The 23,538-nt window shown below is 70.9% G+C and carries 14 protein-coding genes and 1 tRNA gene; 9 read left to right on the forward strand and 6 right to left on the reverse strand.

Features of this window, described 5'->3' with window-relative positions:
• Window positions 1-2: 2 nt before the first annotated feature.
• From ASE83_RS08845 to ASE83_RS08855, 3 genes are read left to right on the forward strand one after another with little or no spacing between them, the layout of a single operon-like run.
• The gene (locus ASE83_RS08845) at window positions 3-6,647 is read left to right on the forward strand and encodes a filamentous hemagglutinin N-terminal domain-containing protein (RefSeq protein WP_055788372.1); all 6,645 of its coding nucleotides are present in this window, start codon (window positions 3-5) and stop codon (window positions 6,645-6,647) included.
• On the forward strand, window positions 6,644-9,757 hold the full coding sequence (locus ASE83_RS08850) for a CHAT domain-containing protein (RefSeq protein ID WP_156352945.1): 3,114 nt from the start codon (window positions 6,644-6,646) through the stop codon (window positions 9,755-9,757). The genes ASE83_RS08845 and ASE83_RS08850 overlap by 4 nt, the downstream gene beginning before the upstream one ends.
• A 2-nt stretch (window positions 9,758-9,759) precedes the next feature.
• Window positions 9,760-10,533, forward strand: coding sequence for a CPBP family intramembrane glutamic endopeptidase (locus ASE83_RS08855; RefSeq protein ID WP_055788378.1), 774 nt, complete (start codon window positions 9,760-9,762; stop codon window positions 10,531-10,533).
• A gap of 2 nt (window positions 10,534-10,535) precedes the next feature.
• Here ASE83_RS08855 and ASE83_RS08860 read toward each other — a convergent pair whose 3' ends face one another.
• Window positions 10,536-11,855, reverse strand: coding sequence for a M23 family metallopeptidase (locus tag ASE83_RS08860; RefSeq protein ID WP_055788382.1), 1,320 nt, complete (start codon window positions 11,853-11,855; stop codon window positions 10,536-10,538).
• A 122-nt stretch (window positions 11,856-11,977) separates the two neighbouring features.
• Between ASE83_RS08860 and tssK the strand changes: the two genes are divergently transcribed.
• From tssK to ASE83_RS08890, 6 genes are read left to right on the forward strand one after another with little or no spacing between them, the layout of a single operon-like run.
• Window positions 11,978-13,312: a type VI secretion system baseplate subunit TssK gene (gene tssK / locus ASE83_RS08865; protein ID WP_235513191.1), complete on the forward strand. Its 1,335-nt coding sequence runs from the start codon at window positions 11,978-11,980 to the stop codon at window positions 13,310-13,312.
• Entirely contained in the window at window positions 13,309-14,673 is a 1,365-nt protein-coding gene (icmH, locus tag ASE83_RS08870) for a type IVB secretion system protein IcmH/DotU (protein WP_055789218.1), read from the forward strand. The genes tssK and icmH overlap by 4 nt, the downstream gene beginning before the upstream one ends.
• Window positions 14,673-18,167 carry a type VI secretion system membrane subunit TssM gene (tssM, locus tag ASE83_RS08875; protein ID WP_055788385.1) on the forward strand — a complete coding sequence of 1,165 codons (3,495 nt, stop codon included), beginning with the start codon at window positions 14,673-14,675 and terminating at the stop codon, window positions 18,165-18,167. Before icmH ends, tssM begins: the two co-directional genes overlap by 1 nt.
• Window positions 18,164-18,607: a type VI secretion system-associated protein TagF gene (tagF, locus tag ASE83_RS08880; RefSeq protein WP_055788388.1), complete on the forward strand. Its 444-nt coding sequence runs from the start codon at window positions 18,164-18,166 to the stop codon at window positions 18,605-18,607. The genes tssM and tagF overlap by 4 nt, the downstream gene beginning before the upstream one ends.
• Entirely contained in the window at window positions 18,604-19,353 is a 750-nt protein-coding gene (locus tag ASE83_RS08885; RefSeq protein ID WP_055788390.1) for a PP2C family protein-serine/threonine phosphatase, read from the forward strand. Before tagF ends, ASE83_RS08885 begins: the two co-directional genes overlap by 4 nt.
• A complete protein-coding gene (locus ASE83_RS08890; protein ID WP_055788393.1) occupies window positions 19,350-21,155 on the forward strand; it encodes a serine/threonine-protein kinase in 1,806 nt (601 codons plus the stop codon). Before ASE83_RS08885 ends, ASE83_RS08890 begins: the two co-directional genes overlap by 4 nt.
• A gap of 49 nt (window positions 21,156-21,204) precedes the next feature.
• On the opposite strand, the gene ASE83_RS08895 is transcribed toward ASE83_RS08890, so the two are convergent.
• The 5 genes from ASE83_RS08895 to infA all read right to left on the reverse strand — a co-directional run bounded on the left by ASE83_RS08895 (window position 21,205) and on the right by infA (window position 23,271).
• Window positions 21,205-21,280: transfer RNA gene (locus tag ASE83_RS08895), tRNA-Phe, on the reverse strand.
• Window positions 21,281-21,309: 29 nt separating this feature from the next.
• Window positions 21,310-21,510: a DNA gyrase inhibitor YacG gene (locus ASE83_RS18150; RefSeq protein ID WP_082443252.1), complete on the reverse strand. Its 201-nt coding sequence runs from the start codon at window positions 21,508-21,510 to the stop codon at window positions 21,310-21,312.
• Window positions 21,488-22,462 carry a ribonuclease gene (locus ASE83_RS08900; RefSeq protein WP_055788398.1) on the reverse strand — a complete coding sequence of 325 codons (975 nt, stop codon included), beginning with the start codon at window positions 22,460-22,462 and terminating at the stop codon, window positions 21,488-21,490. The genes ASE83_RS18150 and ASE83_RS08900 overlap by 23 nt, the downstream gene beginning before the upstream one ends.
• Window positions 22,455-23,024: a Maf family protein gene (locus ASE83_RS08905; protein ID WP_055789221.1), complete on the reverse strand. Its 570-nt coding sequence runs from the start codon at window positions 23,022-23,024 to the stop codon at window positions 22,455-22,457. The genes ASE83_RS08900 and ASE83_RS08905 overlap by 8 nt, the downstream gene beginning before the upstream one ends.
• Window positions 23,025-23,052: 28 nt before the next feature.
• Window positions 23,053-23,271, reverse strand: coding sequence for a translation initiation factor IF-1 (gene infA / locus ASE83_RS08910; RefSeq protein WP_003049127.1), 219 nt, complete (start codon window positions 23,269-23,271; stop codon window positions 23,053-23,055).
• Window positions 23,272-23,538: the final 267 nt, after the last annotated feature.

A 23,538-nucleotide genomic window follows, 5' to 3' on the forward strand; every position in this document is an offset into this window, starting at 1 on the left:
CGATGCCCGTCGTCGCCACCGCTCGCCGCCTTCGTGCCGTCCTCGCGCTCACCACCGCCTGCGGTGCGCTGTATCCGGCGCTCGCCATGGGGCAGAGCGGGCAGGTACGCCTGCCGACCGAAAGCGACGTGCGCGACGTGCGGACCGACGGGTTGCGCCCCGACTTTCGCGATAGCAGCGACAAGTTGCGGGTCGACCTGCGCGGGCGGAACACCGTCATCGACTGGAACGGGTTCAACATCCCGGAGGGCAAGGAGGTCGATTTTACCGACGGGCGCCTGCTGGGCAGTCTGCGCGGCGACATCGCGGTGCTGAACCGCGACGTATCGAGCAAGCCGTCCCAATTGCTGGGCAAGCTCAGCAGCGATCCCAACGTCGCGGTATGGGTGCATAACGCGAACGGCATTCTGGTCGGATCGAAGGCGGCGTTCAACACCGGGTCGCTGGTGCTGACCACGCTCGACATCGCGCCGGAAGATTTCGTCCGGGCGGGCGACAGCTACCGGTTGCAGGCGAACGCCGGCAGCCAGGCGGCGATCATCGTCGAACAGGGCGCGAAGCTGCGCGTCGATGGCAGCACCCGTGGCCTCGTGATGCTGGCCCCGAAAATCGACGCCCATGGCGAATTCGTGGCGGAGGGGCAGGACGTCGCGTTCGTGACGGCCAGCGACGTGACGCTCGACTATCGTTCCGGCAGCCCGTTGTCGGTGACGCTGAACCGGGGCAGCGCGGTCGCCGGGACCAGCCAATATGTTCGCGGCACGGTGGCGGGCAACAACGCGATCTTCGCGCTGGCGTCGCAGAATACGCTGACGGATTCGCTGTTGCAGGTGTCGGCGGCGGTGACCACTGCCAGTACCGGATCGCGCGGGATCGTCCTGTCGGCGGGCGTGCCGACGACGGCGGTCGGCGGCATCACCGTCGCGGGCGATGCGGCGGCGACCGGCGGGGTCGCGCGGCTGCTGGTCGACGGGGCGCTCCGCACCGATAATCGTGACGCCGACATCGTTGCCGGGGCCAGCGGCGCGGTGACGCTTGGCGGGGCCGTGCAGACCCGCGACCGGCTGAGCGTAACCTCGGGCGCGGCACTGCGCGTTGCCGGCAACGTCACGGCCGGCGGCGATATAGTATTGTCCGGGCGTGGCGTGACGCTGGGTGCGACCGATCCGGTGACGCAGCGCGCGGGCGGGCAGTTCCAGGTGCGTTCGACCGATGGCGATATCGTCGGGATCGGTGCCGTGACATTGCGGTCGGGCGATACCGGTGATGCGGGCCTGTCGTTCGAAACGCTGGGCAGCAGCGCGGGCAATATCGTACTCGGCAGTCGCAGCCGGTTGATCGCCGGCGACGACCGGCGCGGCGGCCTGACGCTCACGCGGCGCGACAGTGCGAACACGATCGACATCGGGACGGTCGAGGCGCGGACGCTGCGTGGCGCGGTCGGCAGCGGCGTGATCGGCACCGGCGACGTGAACGTGCGCGAGGCATTGTCGATCGGCGGCACGAACGTGGTGACCGGTGCGCTATCGTCCGATCGCGCGATCGACGTGCGCGGGAGCGGCACGGTGACGACCGGTGCCATCGCCGGCGGTGCGGGCGTCAGCGTCGTCGCGGGCGGAGCGCTGACCATCGGTGGCGATGTCACGGCGGCCGACGATGTGGTCCTGCGGGGTGCATCGGTGACGCTGGGCGGCTCGGCGCTGCGCAGTGGCGGCGCGATCGACGTAACGGCGCTGAACGGCGGGATCGCGGGATCGCGTGCGCTGACGATCGCATCGACCAGCGGCCAGCGCAGCGACGTCATCAAGCTGCAGGCGGCGGGTGCGCAGGGTATCGTGCTGGCCGATGGTAGCACGATCACCGGCGGCAGCAACCGCGCGCTCGACGTGCGGGTGTTCGCGGCCAGCGAGGCACCGGTCAAGCTGGGCGACGTGACGGCGCGGTCGCTGGGGAGCATCGCCGCGTTGGACGGCGATACCGCAGCGGGCGGTGCGTTTCGGTCGGCGGGATCGCTGACGTTCGGGCGGCTCGACCTGACGAACGGCTTCGCGGCCGAAAGCACCGGCGGCAACCTGACGGTCGGGCGGATTTCGATCGCGGGCGCATTGCAGGGGATCGATCTGCGCGCGGCCGGCACGCTGTCGGTGCAGAACGATATCAGCACCAGCGGCGCGGTGACCCTGGCGAGCGGCACGGGATTGACGCTGGGCGCGATCGAGAGTCGCGACCGTGCGGTGACGCTGACCAGCGGCGGGACATTGCGGGCCGATCGGCTGACGGGCGCGACCGGCGTTATGGCCAGCGGAAGCGCCGTGACGCTGGGCGAGGTGCGCGGTGGCAGCGGCGCGGTGTCGCTGACCGCAGGTTCGGGCGACCTGTCGCTCGCCAGTGCCACCGGGCGCAGTGTCGCGCTGAACGCCGGTGGCGGGATCGGCGTTGCGGGTTCGCTGACCAGCGATGCGGGCGCGGTCGATGTCGGTGCCGCCCGCGCGATCGCGGTCGCGGGTGCGGTCCGCACCATGGGCGGCAATGTCCGTATCGCCTCGACGGGTGGCGCGGTGGCGGTGACGGGCGGGCTGACGTCAGACGGCGCGGCGACGCTGTCGGGATCGGCGATCACGCTGGGCGGTACGCAGGCCGCGCGCGGCGCCTATCGCGCCACGGCGTCGGCAGGCGGCATTACGCGCGGCGGCACCGGCCTGTCGATCCGGGCCGACAGCGATTCCAGCGGCGGCGAAGAGGTGACGCTGAGCGCGGCGGGCGGGGCGATTGATCTGGTTGACACGCGGATCGGCGCGGGCGGCACGGTGCGGCTGACCACCGATGGCGGGGGGATCGACGTCGGCGCCGTCGAGGCGGCCGGGCTGGTGGCCACCGGGGCAACGGCCACCGGTTCGGTGATCCGGACCGGCGACCTGACGGTCGGCGGGCCGGTCACGCTCCGCGCGGCGGGAGATGTAACGACGGGATCGATCGCGACCGATGGCGCGGTGACGTTGGCAGGTAACGCGGTGCGCTTCGGCAATATGCGTGGCGCCAGCCTGTCGGCGATCGCCACCGGTGGCCCGGTAAACGGGGGCGCGATCGATACGAGCGGCGGCGTACAGGTGCAGGCGGCGAACGGCGCACTCACGCTGGGGCGCGTCGCGACGACGCAGGGGGACGTGGCGTTGAGTGCGCTGGGCCCGGTCTTCGTACAGGGCGTGGCGTCGGGCGGTACGGCATCGGTCGTCGGTACGGGGGCGGGCAACGATGTCTCGATCGCCGATGGCGTCGGCGCCAATGGTGCGGTGACGGTGCGGTCGGGACGCGACATCCGTACGCCGTTCGTCCGCAGCGCGACCGGTGCGCTGACGGTGGCTGCGCCCAATGGCCGGCTGGCGGGCTTCGTCGCCGGGACCGGCACCAGCCTGTCGGCCGGGGCGGGGCAGCCCTTTTCGCTGACGGTCGGCACCGATGCGGTGCTGGGCGACGTGGTGGGCGGCAATATCGCGATCACCGCGACGGCGATCACCGCCAACCGGATCGATGGCGGCGCGCTGCCCGTCGCGCTGAACGCGACGGTCGGCGACCTGACCGTGACCGGACCGGTGACCGGCAGCACCGTGTCGCTGACGGCGGCGGGACGGGCGCTGCTCGGATCGGTTGATGCGTCAGGCGCGGTGACGCTGGGCGGGGCGCAGGGATTGTCGTTCGGCCGGGTATCGGGCGCGTCGATCAGCGCGACCGGCGGCGCGATCCGCGGAACCGCGTTGGCATCGAGCGGAACGGTCGCGTTGCGCGGTGGCGATGTCGCGCTCGACCGGGTCGACGCGGGCGCCTTGACGGCCGATGCGACCGGCACGCTGGCGATCGGCACGGTACAGGCGACCGGCGATGCGACGCTGAGCGGCGCGGCGGCCAATTTCGGCGACGTCACTGCCGGCGGCGCACTGGGTATCGCCACGACCGGCGCGCTGCGCTTCGGCCGATTGACCGGTCAGGCCGTCGCGGCGACCGCACAGGGCGGGGCGCTGGAGGGAACGGCGGTGGTCGCGCGCGGCGATGCGACCGTGGCCGGACAGTCGGTCGACGTCGGTTCGATCGACAGCGGCGGGGCGCTGTCGGCGAGGAGCGCCGCCGCATTGGCGATCGGCACGGTCAGGACGACGGGCGATGCGGTGCTCGCTGCGGGCACGACCGGCAGTTTCGGCACGGTGACCGCCGGCGGTGCGCTGCGCGCGACCTCGGCCGGGGCGCTGCGGTTCGATCGGTTCGCGGGGCGGAGTGTCACCGCCACGTCGCAGGGCGGGGCGCTGACCGGCGGAACGGTCAACGCGACCGGCGATGTCGCGTTGGGCGGCCAGTCGGTCGAGATCGGACCGGTCGAGGGTGGCGGATCGCTGATCGCCGATGCGACGGGCGGCGGGCTGCGGCTCGGGACGATCGCGATGGGTGGCAATGTCACGGCCCGCGCCACGGGTGCGGCGACGTTGGCGAATGCGGTGACGGCCGGTGGCGCATACCGGGTGACAGCCGGTTCGATTGCGCTGGATGGCAGCCAGCGGGCGGGCGGCGAGGTCCGGCTGATCGCGACCGGCGGCACGATCGGCGGCGGATCGGGGCTGACGCTCGCCAGCGGAACCGCTGCCGGTACCGCCGCAGGCGCGGCACCGGTCGTGCTCGACGCGAGCGCGGGCATCGACCTGTCGGGCGCGACGCTGCGGGTCGGTGCGGGATCGGCGCTGGCGGTGCGGGCCGGGCGGGGGCAGGCGATCCGCCTGGGATCGGTCGAGGCCGGATCGCTGGGCGGGTTCGACGGCAGCGCGCCGGTCGACCGGCTGACGCACGATGCGAGCGTGACGACCGGCGACCTGAAGGTCGGACGGGTGGCGATGACGCTGACCGGCGGCGACCTGACCACCGGGCGGGTCACGGCGACGGGGGCGGTATCGCTGATCGCGACCAACGGGTCGGTCCGGGGCGGCGACCTGAGCGCCGGTATGCTGGAGGCGCGGGCGGGGTCGACGCTGGCGCTGGGCACGGCGACGGTCGGCGGGACCGCCACGCTGGAGGCCGGCACGATCGACCTGCGGTCGCTGACCGCGCAGGCGCTGACGATCAGGACCGCCGGAACCCTGGGAGATACGGGGGGTGGCGCGACGGCGCTGCGCACGACCGGCGGCGACCTGACGGTGGAGGCCGGTACGGCGCGGCTGGCCGGCGTCGAATCGGCCGGATCGGCGACGCTGCGGGGCGGCGCGATTGAGGTGCGCGAGCGGTTGTCGGCGGCGCGGGCGTTGCTGGTCGAGGCGCGGTCGGCGCTGACCCTGCAGAACGCGGCGGCGGGCGGTGACCTGTCGCTGACCTCGGCGGGCGCGGTCAATGCGGGCGAGGTTACGGCGGGCGGTGCGCTGTCGGTCGACGGGGTCGGGGTCACGCTGGGCGCGGTGCGCGCCGGCGGAGCGTTGAAGGCGACCAGCAGCGGGGGACTGTCGCTGGCATCGGGCAGCGGGAACGGCATCGCCCTCGACGCGGCGGGGCTGGTGCGCGCGGGGGCGCTGACCGGCGGGCCGTCCGTGTCGATCCGTGGCGCCGATGCCGAATTGTCCGGGGCGATCCGTGGGTCCAACGTGCGCTTCGCCACCCGCGACCCGGCGACGACGGCGCTCAGGATCGGCGACGGAACGGGCTCGACCGGATTCCGGCTGTCGGCGGCGGAGGTCGCGCAGGTCGCGGCCGATACGCTGGCGTTCGACGGCGGCGCGGGAACGATGGAAATCGGCAGCGTGACGCTGGCGACCGAAGTCGGGCGGGCGGTCGAGATGCTGTCGACCGGCGATGTGCGCGTGACCGGACAGGTGCGGGCGAGCGGCACCGGACGCAGTGTCCGCATCGGTGGCGACGGGGCGAACGGCAATGCCGCGACGATCCACCTGATCGCCACCAGCGATGCGGGCGGGCGGCTGTTGCTGGGCGACAACGATCTCGACCTGCGGGGCAACCGGATCGCGGCGGGGTTGGCGCCGGGATTCCTTGACACGCTGGCACCGGGCGATGCCGGGCGGGCGCAGGCGCAGGTGCTGATTGGCAATCCCAATTCGGCGCTGTACAATACGCAGCTGGGCGGCGGGTTCTTCGCACCCGATGCGACGACGATGATCGCCGCCCGGTCGCTCACCGTCCGCTTCGGCGACTATGCGCTGTTCCAGAATACGGCGGTGCCCGGTCGGTCGTCGGGCGTCACCGTCGGGTCGCTGGCCGCGCCGGTCACGCCTGCGCTGCGCATCGCGACCTTCGGCACTCCGTCGACCGCCAGCTTCGCATTCTTCGGCGAGATCAACGGGATAACCGGGGCGGGGGCGGCGTTGTTGGGGAATCCGGTGATCGATATTCAACCGGCGCTGTTGCCCAACAGCCGGATCAACGGCTGTCTGGCCGGATCGGGCGCGGGGTGTCTGACGACCATCGTCATCCAGCCGACACTGCAGGTGTTCGACTGGGACAGCCAGGCGGTGTTCGGCATCCTGCAGGACGTGTCGTTGCCCTTCACCCCGATCATCGGCGGCAACAACGAAGCGTTGCTGAGCGACCTGCCGGCACTGTCGCCCGAGACCCCCGCCGATGCCGCCGCCCCCGCCCCGACTCTGCAGGAGCCGAAACCTTGATCCGTAGCCGTATTGCCCCGTTATTGTCGGGTGCCGCTGCCGCCGTCCTTGCCGGCTGCACCGCCACGCCGCCGGCACGGCTCGACAGTTTCAACCTGGGCAGCAATGCGGCGGGTGAGCGGTGTTCGGCGGCGCGCAACTGGGGCGATGCGGCGACGCCCGACCCGTTCTCGCGCGCCTACGCCATCACCTGTTCGAGCGTCGCGGCCAGCCGCCCGCTGGGCAGCGTCCGGATCGTGCCGGTCGAGCCGGCGGCGGTGGCGGCACTGGATGCGCAGTTCGATTGCGCCGACCGACGCGACGTGACGATCGCCGGCACCCCGGCGACGGCCGGGCGCTGTTTCGACCGGCAGACCGGGCTGGAATCGATCCGGCTGGACCTGACGCGCGGGCAGCGGCGCTATGTCGCGGCGGGTGCGCCCGCGATCTTGCCGCAGGTGGAGGAGGCGCTGACCATCGCCGCCGGGCTGCGCCGACCGGCTGTCGCCGCGACCTATGTCGCGACCGCCAGCGTCGATGCCGCCACGCTGCCGCCGCGCGCCGGCAGCGTGCCGGCCGATACGTTGCCGCTTCCCGAAGCGACCGCCAGCGCCGCGCTGACGCAGGGGATCGCGCTCAATCACAAGGGGCTGCATGTCGACGCGTCGCGCGTGCTTAACGACGCGCTGACCCGGCTGACCCCGGATGCACCGCCGGCGTTGCAGGCCGAATTGCTGCTGGAAGCGGGACTTGCCGATTCCAACATCCGGTTCCCCGATGCCGCCGCCCAGCATTTCGAGGCGGCGCGGGTGATCTTCGTCGCGGTGCCGGCGGCGCGGACGCCGTTCCTGCTGCGCAAGCTCGACACCTATCGCGCGCTGGACGCGATCAACCGGGGTGCCTTTGCCGAGGCGCTGGCGACGCTCGATCGTACCGGCGGGATGCCGGGTGCGACCGACCGGCCGCTGGAGGATGCCGCGACGCTGGTCGCGCTGAACCAGCCGGCGGCGGGCGACCGGGGAATGCCGGCGCTGGCCGATACGGCGCAGCTGTCGCGCCTCGTCCTCGATGCGCAGTCGCATTACGCCCGCAGCATCGCGCTGCTGGGGCAGGGCGACCGGGCCGGCGCGCTGCGCGAAATCGATGCCGCCGCCGGCATCTATCGCCCGTTGACCAACGAGCGGCTCGACCAGACGCAGCTCTATTGGCTCGGCGCACGGATCGCCCGGCAACAGGGGCGGCTGCGCGCACAGGCAGGCGAGTATCGCGCCGCGCTCGACCATTATACTACGACCGTCGACCTGCTGCGGCGCGGGTCGATCGCCAATGCGGGCACCGGCAGCGAGCCGGCGATCGCCGAGGCCGAGCTGGAACGCGCGGCGGTCTATGCCCGGGCCGGTGCGTCGCGGGCCGACGCACGTAGCGCGTTTCGCGATGCGGTCGATGCGGTCATCGCGTCGGGCGGGACCGCGCCCGGCGGTGCGATCGGCATGGAGGATTATCTCGACCTGCTGGTCGCCGAATCCGCCAAACCTGCGGCGGACACCTACGACCTGTTCTTCCGCGCGGTGCAGGCGGCGGGTGAACCGGCGGTCGCGCGGCAGATCACCGAGTTGCGCAACGTCGTCACCGCCGACCCGGCCGTCGGCGCGGCGGTGCGCGAGCGGGCCGATCTGGAGCGCGAACTCACCCGGCTTAGCTATGCGCTGTCGAGCGGCGGGGAGGGCGCGCCGGGCAGCTCCACGGCGGAATTGAACCGCGCGCGCGAAACGGCGGAGAACCGGCTGCTCGCGGTCGATGCGCAGCTTGCTGCCGATCCGCGCTATCGCACGCTCGACGAAAGCCCGGCGACGCTGGCCGAACTGCGCACCGCGTTGCGGCCGGGCGAAACGTTCCTGAAGCTCACCACGCTTAACCGCCGCATCTACGGCATGGTCGTGACCGCCGACCGGACCTATCTGTATCAGGTCGCGGAAAGCGAGGCGGCGCGCGGCGCGGTGCTGCAACTGGCCGAACAGCTGCGCGCGTCGATCGACGGCGATCTGGCGCTGGGCAAGCTGGTGCCGTTCGACGAGGCGCGCGCCTATACCCTTTATCGGTTGGTCAGTGGACCGGCGGCACCGGTGCTGGCCGGATCGCGGGCGATCGTGGTCGATCCGTCGGGACCGCTGCAACAACTGCCGGTCGGGGTGCTGGTCACGCGCTATACCCCCGACGCGCCGGACGCACCCCGGCGCGATCCGTTCGATTTTTCGCGCACCGCGTTCCTTGCCGCCACTGCGTCGATCTCGACCGCCTTGTCGCCGAGATCCTTCCTGGTGTCGCGCGCGTTGCCGGCGTCGCGGGCGCAACGGGCGTTTCTGGGCCTTGGCCAGAACCAGCCGGGATCGCCCGTGCCCGCGCCCGGCGCGAACGGAGCGATACGGGTAGGGTTCGGCTGCATGGTCGCCGCCGACCGGCTGGGCGCGATCGCCCGGTCGCTCAAACCGATCGACGGGCGCGAACTGACCATCGCCGCCGGCGCGCTGGGCACCCGCGATGCACAGTTCGTCACCGGCGCGGCGTTCAGCGATACTGGGGTCGAGGGCCGCAGCGATCTCGACCAATATGAGGTCGTGCATTTCGCGACGCACGGTATCGAGGAAGGGCTGTGGGGCTGTTCCAAATCGCCCCCCGCGCTGGTCACGTCGTTCGGGCAGCCGGGATCGGACGGGCTGCTCGACTTTTCCGAAATCGCGAAGCTGAAGTTCGACGCCAATCTGGTCGTGCTGTCGGCATGTGACACGGCGGCGGGCGTGCGGGGCGAGGCGCTGCGCCGCGCGATCGGGCAGGAAGGACCGGGATCGACGCTGGAGGGGTTGGTGCGGGCGTTCCTGACCGCCAATGCGCGGTCGGTCCTCGCCACCTATTGGCAGGTATCGGCGGAGCGGGAGAGCACCGAGTTCATGCGCAGCTTCTATGGCGAGGCGCGCACCCACAGCATCGGCGAGGCGCTGCAACGCGCGCAGCGGACGTTGATCGCGCAGCCGCGCTATTCGCATCCCTTCTACTGGGGGCCGTATTTCCTGGTGGGGGACAGCGCCAAGTCGATGCTGGGCGGCGGAGCAGGCGCGCGGGTCGCGGCGCGCTGACCATGCGCGCGCGGGCGATCGCGCTGGCCGGTGCCGGGGTGCTGGCGACCTGGGTGTGCCTGTGGGGCGTGACGCCGTTTGCCGATCACCTGATGCGGGGTGCTTCCCCGGCGGTGGCGGAGACCGGGTTCAATGTGGTCGTCTTCGGCGCGATCCTGTTGCTGGCGTGGGGGCTGGGCAGGGTTGCGGGCGTGTCGTGGCGATGGACCGGGTTCGCACGGGGGGCTGCGGTCGGGCTGGCCGCCGTGCTGCTGGCGGTCGGCTATTGCGCGCTGGCCGGGACGCTGGGTCGGGGTGGCGGCCCGTCCGCGTCGTTCACGCTGCCGCTGGGGCTGCTGGTCGTACTGGTCCAGGTGACGGCGGAGGAGGCGATGTTCCGGGGCCATGTCCAGCCGTTGCTGGTGCGCGCCGCGGGGGCCGGGGTGGCGGTGCCGCTGACGGCGGTGGCGTTCGCCGCGCTCCATGCGGTGCTGGGCGGGGTGGAACCGGTGATGCTCGCCAACATGCTGCTGGGCGGCGTGCTGTTCGGGCTGCTGGCGCTGTATCGCGGACTGGGAGCGGCGATCGGCGCGCATGTCGCGTGGAACGGTGTCGAGCAACTGGGCGTCGGGTTGGACCCGAACCCCGGCATCGGGCCGTTCGGGGCGGCGATCGACCTCGACCTGTCGGGTGCCGCCTTATGGGGCGGGACGACGGCGGGGCTGAACGGCAGTGTCGCCATGACCCTGGCGTTGCTGGCGGCGATCCTGTTCGTCGTCTGGCGGCGGCCGGTGTGAAGCTACATCGTCTCCGCCCGTTTCGCGTCGATCGCGTCGCGTACCTTGCGGAAGGCGGCCATCGCCGTGCCGGGGATCGATCGGCCGCCGCCGGTTTCGATCGACATCGGATCGACCGCCTGACCATCGATATGGACCTCGTAATGCAGATGCGGGCCGGTCGAGCGGCCGGTGGTGCCGACCTCGCCAATCTGCGTGCCCTGCGCCACGCGGCTGCCGGGCACGATCGCGGCGGCGATGCGGTTCATGTGCAGGTAGAGCGTTTCCCAGCCATTGTCGTGGCGCAGCCGGACGAAATTGCCGTTCGCGCCCTTCATGCCGGCAAAGGTGACGGTGGCGTCGCCCGCCGCGAAGATCGGCGTGCCGGTCGGCGCGGCGAAATCGGTGCCGCGATGCAGCTTGCGGAACCCCAGGATCGGATGGCCGCGCATCCCGAACCCCGAACTGATCCGCGCCGCATCGACGGGCGTGCGCATCAGCGCGCGCCGGCTGCTGCGTCCGCTGCTGTCGAACCATTCCGCCTCTGCCTCGCCCGGCAGGCGATAGTGATAGAGCGCGCGGGTCTTGGCGGCGGTGGCGAGCGAGGCATAGACCAGTCGCGGCGCGCCGACCGGTTCGCCATCGGCGTTGACGCGCTCCTCGAACCCCGCTTCGAACACGTCGCCCGCCGATACCTCGCGCTGGATGTCGAAGTCGTAGCGAAAGGCGTTGGCGAACGCGCCGACCAGGACGTCGTTGACCCCGGCCGCGACGGCGGAACTGTAGAAGCTCTCCCCATCCAGCTCGCCGCGCACGAAGCGCAGCCGGCGGGTAAGGTTCGCGGACAGCGGCCTGGCGATCAGCGTGCCGTCGCCGCCGCGACCGATCGCGACGCCGCCGCCATCGGCATGGGTGACGGTGACGTCGTGCAGGGTGGTGCCCGCCAGCGTGACGTCGAGGCGGAGCAGGCCCGGCGTGTCGCCCAGCGCGCCCTGCGCCAGTTCGGCGGCATGGGTAGCATCGGCGGCGGCGATGCCGAGCGAGCGCAGCGTCGGCGCGATGGCGGCAGTCCCGGCGATGTTGAGCACCCGCTGGTCATAGTTTGCACCCGCGCTGGGGACCGGCGCGGGCGTCGGGGCGACGGCACTTTTGTCCGCCGGCCGGGCGGCATAGGCGAGGATCGCTCCGCCCAGCGTGACGGCGACGCTGGCGATCAGCGGCGTCCGGTTCCGGGTATGCCCGACCGGCGGCGGTACGGCAGTCGACGCAGGAGCCGGTGCGGGGCGGGGGCGGCTCCACGAGCGCGGGTCGTAGGACGGTTCGGGATCGTCGCGATGCTGCATGGCCTGCCCTTGGAACCAATAGCGGCGCCGGGCGTCCCTCCGGCAGCTATTGCTGTGGCGAAACGATCTGGCGGTAACTTGGCTCCGGCGCGGTGTGTTTCGTTGGGAGGGGGAATAGGTTGGTGAAGAACCGCGTGGCATGGTCCGAGGGCATGTTCCTGCGGCCCCAGCATTTTCAGGCGCAGGACCGCCATGCCGAGGCGCAGCTGAACGCGCGGATCGCATCGATCCGGCCATGGGCGTGGGGTCTGACCGAACTGGTGATCGACGAGGATGTGGCGACGCTCGGCAAGTTCGCGGTGACGCGCGCGACCGGTATCCTGCCTGACGGGACGCCGTTCTCCATTCCCGACGACATCCCGCCGCCGCCGCCGCTCGACATCCCCGCTGACGCGCGCGACGCGCTGATCTCACTGACGCTGCCGGTGTCGCAACCGGGCGCGGTGCAGTTTCGCGAGGCGGACAGCGGCAGCCCGGACGCGCGCTTCCTGGTCGACGATGCCGAGGTCGCCGATTCCTTTTCCAGCGACCGGACCAGCGAGCCGGTCGGCCTGGCGCGCCCCAATCTCCGCTTCGGCGTCACCCGCGACCAGACCTATGGCCGGGTGACGCTGGGCCTCGCCCGCGTGCGGGAGGTGCAGAACAAGCGGGTGATGCTCGACGACCGCTATATCCCGGCGACGCTGGACATCGCGGCGGCGGCGCGGTTGCGCGGCGGACTGTCGGACATTGCCGGGCGCGCCGGGCAGCGCGCGGGCGAGCTGGCGCTGCGTGCGGTCGAGGCGACCGATGGCGGGTCGGACACCTTTGCCGGGTTCCTGCTGCTGCAGGCGCTCAACCGCTGGCTGCCGGTACTGGATCATCTCCAGCATCTGCCGATGGTCCATCCCGAACGGCTGTTCGAGGCGTTGGTGTCGATGGCGGGCGAGCTGGCGACGCTGATCCGGCCCGAACGCCGTGCACCGCCGCTGCCGCGCTACGACCATGAAGATCCGCAGCAATGTTTCGATCCGGTGTTCGACCTGCTCCAGTCGATGCTGTCGGCGGTGTTCGAACGCTCGGCGGTGCAGCTGCCGCTCGATCAGGCGGGGCCGGGGGCGTATGTGTCGCGGATCACCGACCACGCGCTGTACCAGACCGGCTATTTCTACCTCGCGGTATCGGCTGCCGCGCCGGTCGAGGAAATCCGCGGCCTGTTCCCCTCGGTCGCGAAGATCGGCGCGGTGCAGCGGATGCGACAGATCGTCGATTCCGCGCTGCCGGGCGTGCCGCTGCGCCATACCCCCACCCCGCCGCCACAACTGCGGGTGCTGCCCGGATTCGTCTATTTCGAGCTGGATCGCGGCGTGCCAGACTGGGCGGAATTCCAGCAGGCGACTGCGCTGGGGCTGCATGTCGCGGGTGACTGGCCGGGGCTGAAGCTCGAACTGTGGTGCGTGAAACGGAGCGCGCGGTGACCGAAGACGGCGACGAGGGCGACAAGACGGTCTTCCGGCCGTCGCCATTGCAGGGGCTGCGACAGAATGCGGCATCGAATGCGGGCTATGGCGCGCCGCCGCCGCTGTCGCGCACCGGCCACGCGCCGGGGGGGGCAAGCCTCGCCCCGTCGCGACTTTCCGAGGATGACGTGCCGCTGCCGGCCACGCCGCCCAAGGTCCGCAACATCATGCTGGCGGAGGCGGAGCCGGTACTCGCCCTGCTGGCGGCGGTGCGGGCGGGCCGGGTGCGGATGCCCATGCCCGAATTCCACCGCGAATGCGCCAAGGCGATCGCGACGTTCGAGCGCGCGATCGCCGCCCATTATCCCGAGGAAAAGCGCCAGCGCGCCAAATATGCGGTCTGCGCCACCGCCGACGACATCGCGCAGAACCTGCCGGGCATCGGCACTGACGGCGCCGAATGGGCGCGGCGGTCGATGGTCGTGCAGTTCTTCCACGAAAATATCGGTGGCGACCGGTTCTGGCAGCTGGTCGACGACATGCTGCGCACGCCGAACGACAATCTCGACCTAATCGAGCTATTCCATGCGTGCCTGGCGGCCGGGTTCGAAGGGCGGTTCCGCGTGATGCCCGACGGGCGGCGGCGGTTGCAGGAGATCATGACCCGGCTGTACGGCGCGCTGCCGCACGTCCGCAGCCTGTCGCAGGTCGAACTGGTTCCCAACTGGCGCGGCGAAAAGGCCCCGCCGGCGCGGATCGGGATGAACATCCTCGCGCTCGCGGCGGCGGGCGCGCTGGCGCTCCTCGTGCTGGTCTATGCCGTGCTGCGGTTGATGCTGGCGTCGAGCGGCGACATGCCGACCGACCGGCTGGCGGCGCTGAACCCCGACAGCCGCCTGACCCTGTCGCGCCCGGCCGAGACGATGGCGGCGGCGCGCAGCGAACAGGCGTCGCGCCTTGCCAAATTCCTCGAACCCGAAATCCGCGAAGGGCTGGTGACGGTCGAGGAGGATGCGCAGACGGTGCGGGTGCGCACCACGGTCGGCCAGCTGTTCGAATCCGGGTCCGACGAACTGGAGGCGGGGCGCGAGACGCTGTTCCACCGCATCGGTCGCGCGATCGAGGGGGAGCGGGGATCGGTGCTGATCGAGGGTCATGCCGATAACGACCGCGTCGCGACGGTGCGCTTCCCCGACAATATGGCGCTGTCGGAGGCACGGGCGGAAACGGTCGGGCGGCTGATCCGCGACGACCTGTCCGATCCGTCGCGCGTGACTACCAAGGGGCTGGGGGAAAGCGTGCCGATCGCCACCAACGATACGCCCGAGGGCAAGTCGCAGAACCGCCGGGTCGAGATCATCGTGCCGAGGCGTTCGTGATGCGGCGGTTCTTCACCAACTGGTATGCCGTCACGCTGTTGTCGGTGCTGGTGCTGGCGCTGATCGTCGTCTTCGCGCTGCCGCTGTTCTTCGCCTTCTTCCGCCCGTGGAGCGTGCGGATCGCGTTCGTCATCGGTATCGCGCTGCTGTGGGGCGCATGGTGGGGCTGGCGGCGCTGGCGGGCGAAGAAGCGGTCCGATGCGATCGCAAGGGAACTGGCCGGACCCGATGCGGCGGAGGAAGAGGGCAAGGCGCTGGGCAGCCGGATGGGCGACGCGCTGGCCAAGCTGCGCAGCGCGTCGGGCAATCGCCGCGATTATCTCTACAGCCGCCCATGGTATGTCATCATCGGCCCGCCGGGTGCGGGCAAGACGACGGCGCTGCTCCATTCGGGCCTGCGCTTCCCGTTCGTCGAACAGGCGGCGAAGGGCGTGGGCGGCACCCGCAACCTCGACTTCTGGTTCGCCGACGAAGCGGTGCTGGTCGACACCGCCGGGCGCTATACCACGCAGGATTCGGACGCGACCGTCGATGCGGCGGGGTGGAGCGCGTTCCTGAACCTGCTCAAGCGCCATCGTCCGGCGCAACCGATCAACGGCATCATCGTCGCGATCGGCGTCGACACGCTGGTCGGCAGCGACTGTGCGGCGATCGACGCCCATGCGAGCGCGGTGCGGCGGCGGCTGGTCGAGCTGCGCCGGACGCTGGAGACGGCGGTCCCGGTCTATCTGATCGTGACCAAGGCCGATCTGCTGGCCGGGTTCGATACCTATTTCGACGACCTCGACGTCGAGGGACGGCGCGCGGTGTTCGGTGCGACGCTGCCCTATGGCGATGGCCGCCCGAGCGCCGAGGCGCTGGCGCAGACGTTCGACGTGTCGGCGCAAGCGATCGCCGACCGGCAGGCCCGGCGGTTGTTCGAGGAAGTCGATCAGCGCCGGCGCGGCATGATGCTGGGTTTCCCGGCCCAGTTGCGGAGTCTCCGCGCACGGTTGATGCGGTTTGCCGAAGGGGCGTTCGTCGCGGGCGACGATGCCCCGGCGCAGCTACGCGGCTTCTACCTGACCAGTGGCGTGCAGGAAGGCGCGCCGCTCGACCGCATCCTCGCCGCGATGGGCGACGTGTACGAGGCGCCGGCCGGGGGCGTGGAGACGCGCAGCCGCGCTTATTTCCTCAACCGGTTGCTGACCGAGGTGATGTTTCCCGAAGCCGGGCTGGGGTCGACCGACCTGCGCGCGCGGACGCGGCATCGCGCGCGTCTGGTTGCGGCGCTGGCGGCGATCGGGATCGCGACCGCGCTGGTGCTGACGGCATGGGGCATCAGCTATGCCCGCAACCGCACGTTCCAGAACCGGCTGGCCGAGCGCGCACAGCTGGCCGAGAAGCAGCTGCGCGAAGCGGGCGTCGATCTGGTGCAGGTGCGCGAGGACGATGCCGACCTGCGCGCCGCGCTGCCCGCGCTGGATACGCTGCGCAATCTGCCGCGCGGCTATGCCGAACGGCGTGCCGGCGGACCGCCGCTGATGATGACGTTCGGGCTGTACCAGTCGAGCCTGAGCAGCCAAGCGGAGGAAAGCTACCGCGTGGCGCTGCGGCGGATCATGCTGCCGCGGCTGTTGCTGCGGCTGGAGGCGGTGATGCGTGCCGACGGGCGCGATCCGATGCGGCTGTACGAACCGCTGAAAGTCTATCTGATGCTCGGCCAGCAGGGGCCGATGGATGCGAAGGCGGTGAAGGCATGGGTGACCGCCGACTGGGCAGGCGAACTCTACCCCGGTGCCGACAGCCAGGCGGAGCGCACCGCGCTGACCCGGCATCTCGACGCGCTGCTGGAGGATCGCGACATGGCGTCGGTCTGGGCCAATCGCCGCCCGCCGCTCGATGCCGGGTTGGTGGCGTCGGCGCGGGCGGCGGTGCAGACGCTGAGCCTTGCCGATCGCGCCTATGCGGTGATGCGGCAGAAGGCGGCGTCGGCGGGGCCGGCATGGGAAGCGGCCAACATATTGTCGCAGGGCGATGTGCTGGCGTTCGCCAATCCGGATGCGGTCGCCGCCTATCGCATCCCCTATTTCTTCACCCGTGCGGGCTATGAGAAGGCGTATCTGCCGGGGTTGGCGACGGTGCAGCAGGATCTGAAGCGCGACCTGTGGGTGCTGGGCGGGGCCGGTGAGGCGGGCGTTGGCGAGGAATTGTCGAACGTCCGCCCCGGCGTCGCCGGCCTGTATGCGAAGGACTATATCGCCGCATGGGACGGGATCATCGCCGCGATGAAGCCCGGCGCCTATTTCCGCGATCCCGCCGCGTTCGGCGCGCTGACCAAGAGTCCGTCGCCGCTCAAGCGCGTGCTGCTCGAACTGCGCAAGAACACGATTTTCACCGGCGGGGTGCAGGCCGGGCTGGCGCGGGCCGGACGCTATGGCATGAACCGTTCGCGGCTGGGTCGTGTCGCCAACGAAGTCGGTCGCGACCGCGCCAGCGGGATCGACGCGGGCGACGAGATCAGCGGCTATTTCGCCAACCTGCACGAATATGTCGGTGACGGGCGCGGGTCCGCGCCGGTCGACGAGTTCATCGGCGGGATCAAGGCGGCGGGGCAGGCGGTGATCGCGGCGCAATCGGTCGGAGGCGGCGGCGGATCGGATGCGACGCAGGCGGCGATGGCCACCGCCCTCGCCACGGTCAAGGCATCGGCGGCGCAGGCCCCGCCGCAGCTGCAATCCTTCGTCAATGCGGCGGCGGGCGGCGGTGCCGCGGCGCAGATCGGCGCGGCGAGCGGTGCGGTGACCGATGCCTATGCCCAGAGCGTCCTCCCGGCGTGTCAGGGGGTTGCCCAGGAGCACTACCCTTTCTTCGCAAGCGCCCCGGATGCGCCGATGGCTGAGACGTTGCGCGTCTTCGGCATGGGCGGGGTGATCGATTCCTTCGTGCAGCAGCGGCTGGCGACGATGATCGATACCGGTGGGCCGGTATGGCGCTGGCGCGACGGCGATCCGGTGGCGGCGGCGCTGAACCCGGCCACGCCCGAGGCATTCGCGCGCAGTGCCGAACTGCGCGACCTGCTGGCCGGCGGGTTGCCGATCAAGGTGGCGGTGTCGCGCTTCGGGCAGGGAGTCGCGACGGTCGAGCTGTCGAGCGGCGGAACGCGCTATCGCTTCACCCCGACCGGCAATCAGCCGCGCCCGCTGCTCTGGTCGGCCAATGGCGGCCTGCCCGAGGCGTCGCTGATCCTCTATGGTCCGCCCGCGCCCGGTGCCGCGCCGGCCGGCGGCGATGCCCCGCCCGGACCGGAACTCGCCCGGATCGAGGCGGAGGGGCCGTGGGCGCTGTTCCGGCTGATGGACCGTGCCGAAAAGCGCAATGCCGGCGAGCAGCGGATCGAGGCGGGGTTCGGCGACGGCGCAGCGCGCAGCACCTTGGCCATCGTGCTTCCGACGAAGCGCAATCCGTTCAGCCGTGCCGGACTGTGGTCGTTTCGCTGCCCGAGGACGCTATGACGGCGTGGGTGTTCGGCAAATTGCCGGCCCATGGCGATTTCGTCGCGCGGGGCATAGATGCGGCGACGCGGGTGACGCTCGACGCATGGCTGGCGACGGCGATGGAGACCGCACGCCAGCGTTACCCGGACGATTTTGCCGATCGGTTCGACCGGGCGCAGCCGTGGCGTGCGGCAGGCGAGGGCGTGGCCGGGGCGATCGCGGCGTCGCAGGATGCGGTGGGGCGGCGCTTTCCGCTGCTGCTGCTGACCGACGGCGTTCGTCACGACTCCGCCGCGTGCGAGGAGCTGCTCTATGCTGCGATTACCGAAGGGTGGGACGCGGATCGCCTCGCGACGGTCGGTGCCGCGCCGCTTGGAGGCGTGGCGCGGTGGGTCGGGGCGGGGCGCGCATCGGACGGTGCGTGGCCGGCCGATCTGATCGCCGAGATGCTGGCATGAACGTTCGTGCGCGCGGGTTCGCCGCGACCCATCCCGGGCTGAAGCGCCGCATCAACGAGGACCGGTTCTGCGCGCGCCCCGACCTCGGCCTATGGGCGGTGGCCGATGGCATGGGCGGTCATGCGCATGGCGACTGGGCATCGAACGCGGTGGTGCAGGCATTGGAAGCCGTCATGCTGCCGGCCGACTTCCATGACGCGACCCGTATGGTCGCCGATGCCGTCCACAGCGCCAACCGCCGCATCTGGGGCGAAGCGCAGCGGCGCACGCAGCAAATGGGGTCGACCGTCGTCGCGCTGCTGGTACAGCATGGCTGCTTCTCGGCGATCTGGGTGGGGGACAGCCGCGCCTATGTGCTGCGCGACGGGGTGCTCCATCCGCTGACCCGCGACCACAGCCAGGTGCAGGAAATGGTCGATCGCGGGCTGATTTCCCCCGAGCAGGCGCGCGACCATCCGCGCGGCCATGTGCTGGCGCGGGCCGTCGGCGTCGGCGCGCGGCTGGAGGTCGATGTCGTGACTGACGATGCGCTGCCGGGCGACCTGTTCCTGCTGTGCAGCGACGGACTGACCGCGACCACCGACGAGGCGACGATTGCCGCCGTAATGGCACTACCCGACCGGCAGGCCGCGCTCGACCGGCTGATCGCGGGTGCGCTCGCGGGCGGTGCGCCGGACAATGTGACGATCGTGCTGGTCGCGGTCGAGGAAGCGACGGCGCTGTCGCCGGGACGGGGCGGGGCATGACCGGCGACGAGGACGACGACCGCACGGTGTTCCAGCCGGGCGAAGGCGATGGCGATCGGACGGTCTTCGAACCCGTGGGCGGTATGGTGTCGCAACGCAGTGCGCACATCCAGCCGGGCGACGTGCTGAACCACATGTTCGTCGTCCGCCGCTTCCTGGCGCGCGGCGGCATGGGCGAGGTGTTCGAGGGTGCGAACCTTGCCACCGACGAACGCGTCGCGATCAAGGTGATGTTGCCGGCGCTGGCCGCCGATCCGAACGTCATCACCCTGTTCAAGCGCGAGGCGCAGACGCTGACCCGGCTGCATCACGAAGCGGTGGTGCAATATCGCGTGCTGGCGATGGAGCCGGAACTGGGCGTCCTCTACATCGTCACCGAATATATCGACGGGACCAGCCTGTCGGACGTCTTGCCGACGCTGCATCCCGATCCGGCGGCACTGGGTGGGCTGCTCAGGCGGCTGGCGTCGGGACTGGCGGCGGCGCACCGGCTGGGCGCGATCCACCGCGACGTAGCGCCGGACAATGTCCTGCTGGGCGGTGGCGAGTTGCGCCGCGCGAAGCTGATCGATTTCGGCATCGCCAAGGACCTCGACCCCGGCACGGCGACGATCGTCGGCGACGGGTTTGCGGGCAAGCTCGGCTATGTCGCGCCGGAACAGCTTGGCGATTTCGACCGGGCGCTGGGGCCGTGGACCGATGTCTACAGCCTGGGGCTGTTGATCCTCGCCGTCGCGCGGGGGGCCGATCTGGGGCTGGGCGGCACCCTGGTCGATGCGGTCGACAAGCGGCGCGCGGGGCTGGACCTGTCCGCCGTGCCGGTGCCGTTGCGCGGCGTCGTCGAGCGGATGGTGCGGCCCGATCCGGCGCAGCGGCTGCGCGACATGGACGCGGTGCTGGCGGCGCTCGATGCGGCGGAGGTGCCCGGTGCCGCGCCCGCCGGCCTGCCGCGCCGCTGGCTGTGGGCGGCGGGTGCGGTGTTGGTCGCCTTCGTCGTCGCCATCGCGCTGCTGTTGTCGGGGCGCGGGGGCGACGACCGTCCCCAAGGCGACACGCCGCGCATGACGCGGGGCGATCCGGTGCAGGAGGCGCGATCGGCGATCGACACGGCGCTGCCGTCGGTCGGCTGTACCTGGCTCAGCATCACCGATGTCGCGGCCGCGGGCGGCGGGGTCGACGTCGCGCTGACCGGCGTGGCGGGCGATCCGGCGCAGGCGCAGCGCGAGATCGCCGAAACGCTCCGCGATCGTGGCATCGCCGCGCGCAAGATGGATTTCGCCGACGTGGCGGTCATCACCCCGGCGGGTTGTGCCGCACTCGATGCCTATCGCCAGATTCGCGCAACCGGACCCAATCGGCTGAGCGTGCCGCAACGCCGGTTCGAAATGCGCGCGCAGGCCGGCAACTCCGCCTATGCCGGGCGGCAGGCGGCGAGTGCGATCGTCGGCATCGACATTGCCGATCCGTCGCTCGATTTCGCGTTGCTGGGTATCGAGCCATCGGGGCGGATCGAGATGCTGATCGCGGACCGCCGTGCCTTTGCCGACGTGCTGCGCGCGTCGCGGAACGAGGTGCCGATCAAGGATTTCGGCAACGACCGCTACCGGTTGCAGATCGATCTGGACCATGCCGGCTGGTCGGGGCTGTTGCTGGTCACCGGCAAGGGACCGTTCGAACCGGCTATCCTGGCCCCGCCGCTCGGTAGCCGGGGCAGCGACTGGCGCGACAGGATCGCGACGCTGGCAGGCGAGCGCGGCTGGCGGACCGAGATGATCTGGTTCGAATCGGTCGCCGCACGCTGAACACGCTCGCTGGTGCAGCGTATCGGTGGTTTCGGCGATCGGGAGAAAGTGGTGCCCGGAGACGGATTCGAACCGCCGACACTGCGATTTTCAGTCGCATGCTCTACCAACTGAGCTATCCGGGCACGCCCGGTTGCCCGGGGGAGCGCGCCTGTTAGCGGTGCCTATCGTCGCTGTCCAGCCCGGTTTCACCTTTTTCATCGGACGATGCCGCCGGCCCCGGAATGCGGTATCCCTCCCCCATCCAGTGCAGCATGTCGCGGTCGCGACAGCCGCGGCTGCAAAAGGGGCGATAGGCGGCGTCCGTCGGGGCGGAACACAGCGGGCAGTTGTTACGGGAAGCGGGCCTGGACATGTCCGGCCGATATGGCGAGGCCGGCGTCACCCCGCAAGGCAAGCGTGGTGCCGAGCCTGCGTTCGGCCGCCTGTACCCAGTCCGGCCGTGCGGCGATGGCGGCGATGACGGCCGGGTGCGCGGTCAGCGTGCGTTCGCCGCTGCCCCGGTCGCGCTCCGCCTGCCGCAGCAGCGCGCGGGCATGGGCGGGAACGTGCGCGAACAGTTCGGGAAGCGACGCACGCGAGCGGCGGCGGACGATCTGGAGAAAGCCGAAGCCGTTGACGGCGGTGCGCTCATAGGGTTGCGGCAGGACCGCGTCGACCGCTTCGGCGGCGGCGAGGCGGACGGCCTTGTCACCCACCGTCGGCAGGTCGATGCCGATCGAACCGGCAAGGTCGAGCCGGGCGATGGCGCGTGCCGCCGCCCGTGCGCCGGTGATCGCCAGTTCGGCGGGCGCGCATTCGCCGTCAATGTCGATCAACGTCATGGCAGGCGTCAGCGCGATGGTGAGCGCGCCGCCGGGAAAGGCGACCTGTCCGGTGGTCGCTTCCTCGATCAGCAATGCCCAGCCCGCTTCGCCCAGTAGGTCGCGGTCGAACGGGCCGACGAGGCGCGCGCTTGGAAGATCGGCGAGGGAAGGGCCTTCGCATGGGCCGGCATCGGGCAGTGCGGGGCGGGCGCGGGCGCGCTTGGGCTTGCCGGGTTCGGGTGTGGCGGGGCGGGTGATCTCCACCAATAGCCTCGCGCCTTCGGTCACGGCGCGGGGGAGGGGGTGGAGCAGCGCCTCGCCCCCGTCCCAGGCGACGATCCCTTCGTTCCGCACGGTTATGCGGCGGACGAGACGGGCGGTCAGGATCGTGCCGGCGTGCAGGGCGTCGTCGGGTTCGATCCGCGCCTCGACGATCTCGCCATCCTCGATCCGCGCCGCGCGGACCTCACCGATGCCGCGCTCGACGATCCAGTCAGCCAAGCGGAACGCCGGCGGTTTCGAGGAGCGCGCGCGTGTCGAACAGCGGCAGGCCGATCACGCCCGAATGGCTGCCCGATAGGAAGCGGACAAAGGCTTCGGCGCGGCCCTGAATCGCATAGCCGCCCGCCTTGCCCAGCCCTTCGCCGCACGCGACATAGGCGTCGATCTCGCGCGGTTCGAGACGCTTGAAGGCGACGATGGTGTCACTGACACGGGTGCGCGCGGTGCCATCGGGCATCAGCACGCAGATGGCGGACAGGCAGTGATGGCGACGGCCCGACAATAGCCCCAGCAGCTCGCGCTGCACATCCTCCGTCGTGGCAGGGGGCAGGATGCGGCGGCCGAGCGCGATGGTGGTGTCACCGGCCAGCACGACGGCCCCCTCCTGCGGTCCGATCGCACGCGCCTTGGCCTCGGCAAGACGGAGGGCATAGCGGCGCGGCAGTTCGCCCTTCAGCGGGGTTTCGTCGATGTCGGGCGCCTCCACCCGGTCGGGCACCGCGCCGATCCGCGCCAGCAGGTCGCGGCGACGGGGCGAGGTCGAGGCAAGGATCAGGCGCATGGCCGAGCGTCCGGTCATGCGGACCCGCTTACTTGAAGCGGTAGGTGATGCGACCCTTGGTCAGGTCATAGGGGGTCAGTTCGACGAGAACTTCGTCGCCGACCAGCACGCGGATGCGGTTCTTGCGCATCTTGCCGGCGGTGTGCCCCAGGATCTCGTGATCGTTCTCGAGCCGGACGCGGAACATCGCGTTGGGCAGCAGTTCGACCACCTGGCCGCGCATTTCGAGAAGTTCTTCCTTCGCCAAACAAATACCTCATGAGATTATGGCGCACCGGCAACCGGGCGGGTTCCCATAGGCGCTAAACGATAAAAAGGAAAGCGCGAACGACCGGACCCGTGATGGACACGGCCGGTCGATGCTGCATCGGCAAGATAGGGGCCGGTGGCGGGAAGGGCAAGGCCGCGGCCCGTACGTCATCGCATTGCTACGAAGCATCCGACCCAGGCGGTACTTCGATACGCCATTTCGACAGGCTCAATGGCTACTCAGTACAAACGGCTGAATTGCTTC

The sequence above is a fragment of the Sphingomonas sp. Leaf32 genome (assembly GCF_001421765.1).
Lineage (GTDB): Bacteria > Pseudomonadota > Alphaproteobacteria > Sphingomonadales > Sphingomonadaceae > Sphingomonas.

Coding starts and splice junctions, on each gene's coding strand:
- ASE83_RS08845 (WP_055788372.1), top strand. CDS start 3: ATGCCCGTCGTCGCCACCGCTCGCCGCCTTCGTGCCGTCCTCGCGCTC.
- ASE83_RS08855 (WP_055788378.1), top strand. CDS start 9,760: ATGCGCGCGCGGGCGATCGCGCTGGCCGGTGCCGGGGTGCTGGCGACC.
- ASE83_RS08860 (WP_055788382.1), bottom strand. CDS start 11,855: ATGCAGCATCGCGACGATCCCGAACCGTCCTACGACCCGCGCTCGTGG.
- tssM (WP_055788385.1), top strand. CDS start 14,673: ATGCGGCGGTTCTTCACCAACTGGTATGCCGTCACGCTGTTGTCGGTG.
- tagF (WP_055788388.1), top strand. CDS start 18,164: ATGACGGCGTGGGTGTTCGGCAAATTGCCGGCCCATGGCGATTTCGTC.
- ASE83_RS08885 (WP_055788390.1), top strand. CDS start 18,604: ATGAACGTTCGTGCGCGCGGGTTCGCCGCGACCCATCCCGGGCTGAAG.
- ASE83_RS08890 (WP_055788393.1), top strand. CDS start 19,350: ATGACCGGCGACGAGGACGACGACCGCACGGTGTTCCAGCCGGGCGAA.
- ASE83_RS18150 (WP_082443252.1), bottom strand. CDS start 21,510: ATGTCCAGGCCCGCTTCCCGTAACAACTGCCCGCTGTGTTCCGCCCCG.
- ASE83_RS08905 (WP_055789221.1), bottom strand. CDS start 23,024: ATGCGCCTGATCCTTGCCTCGACCTCGCCCCGTCGCCGCGACCTGCTG.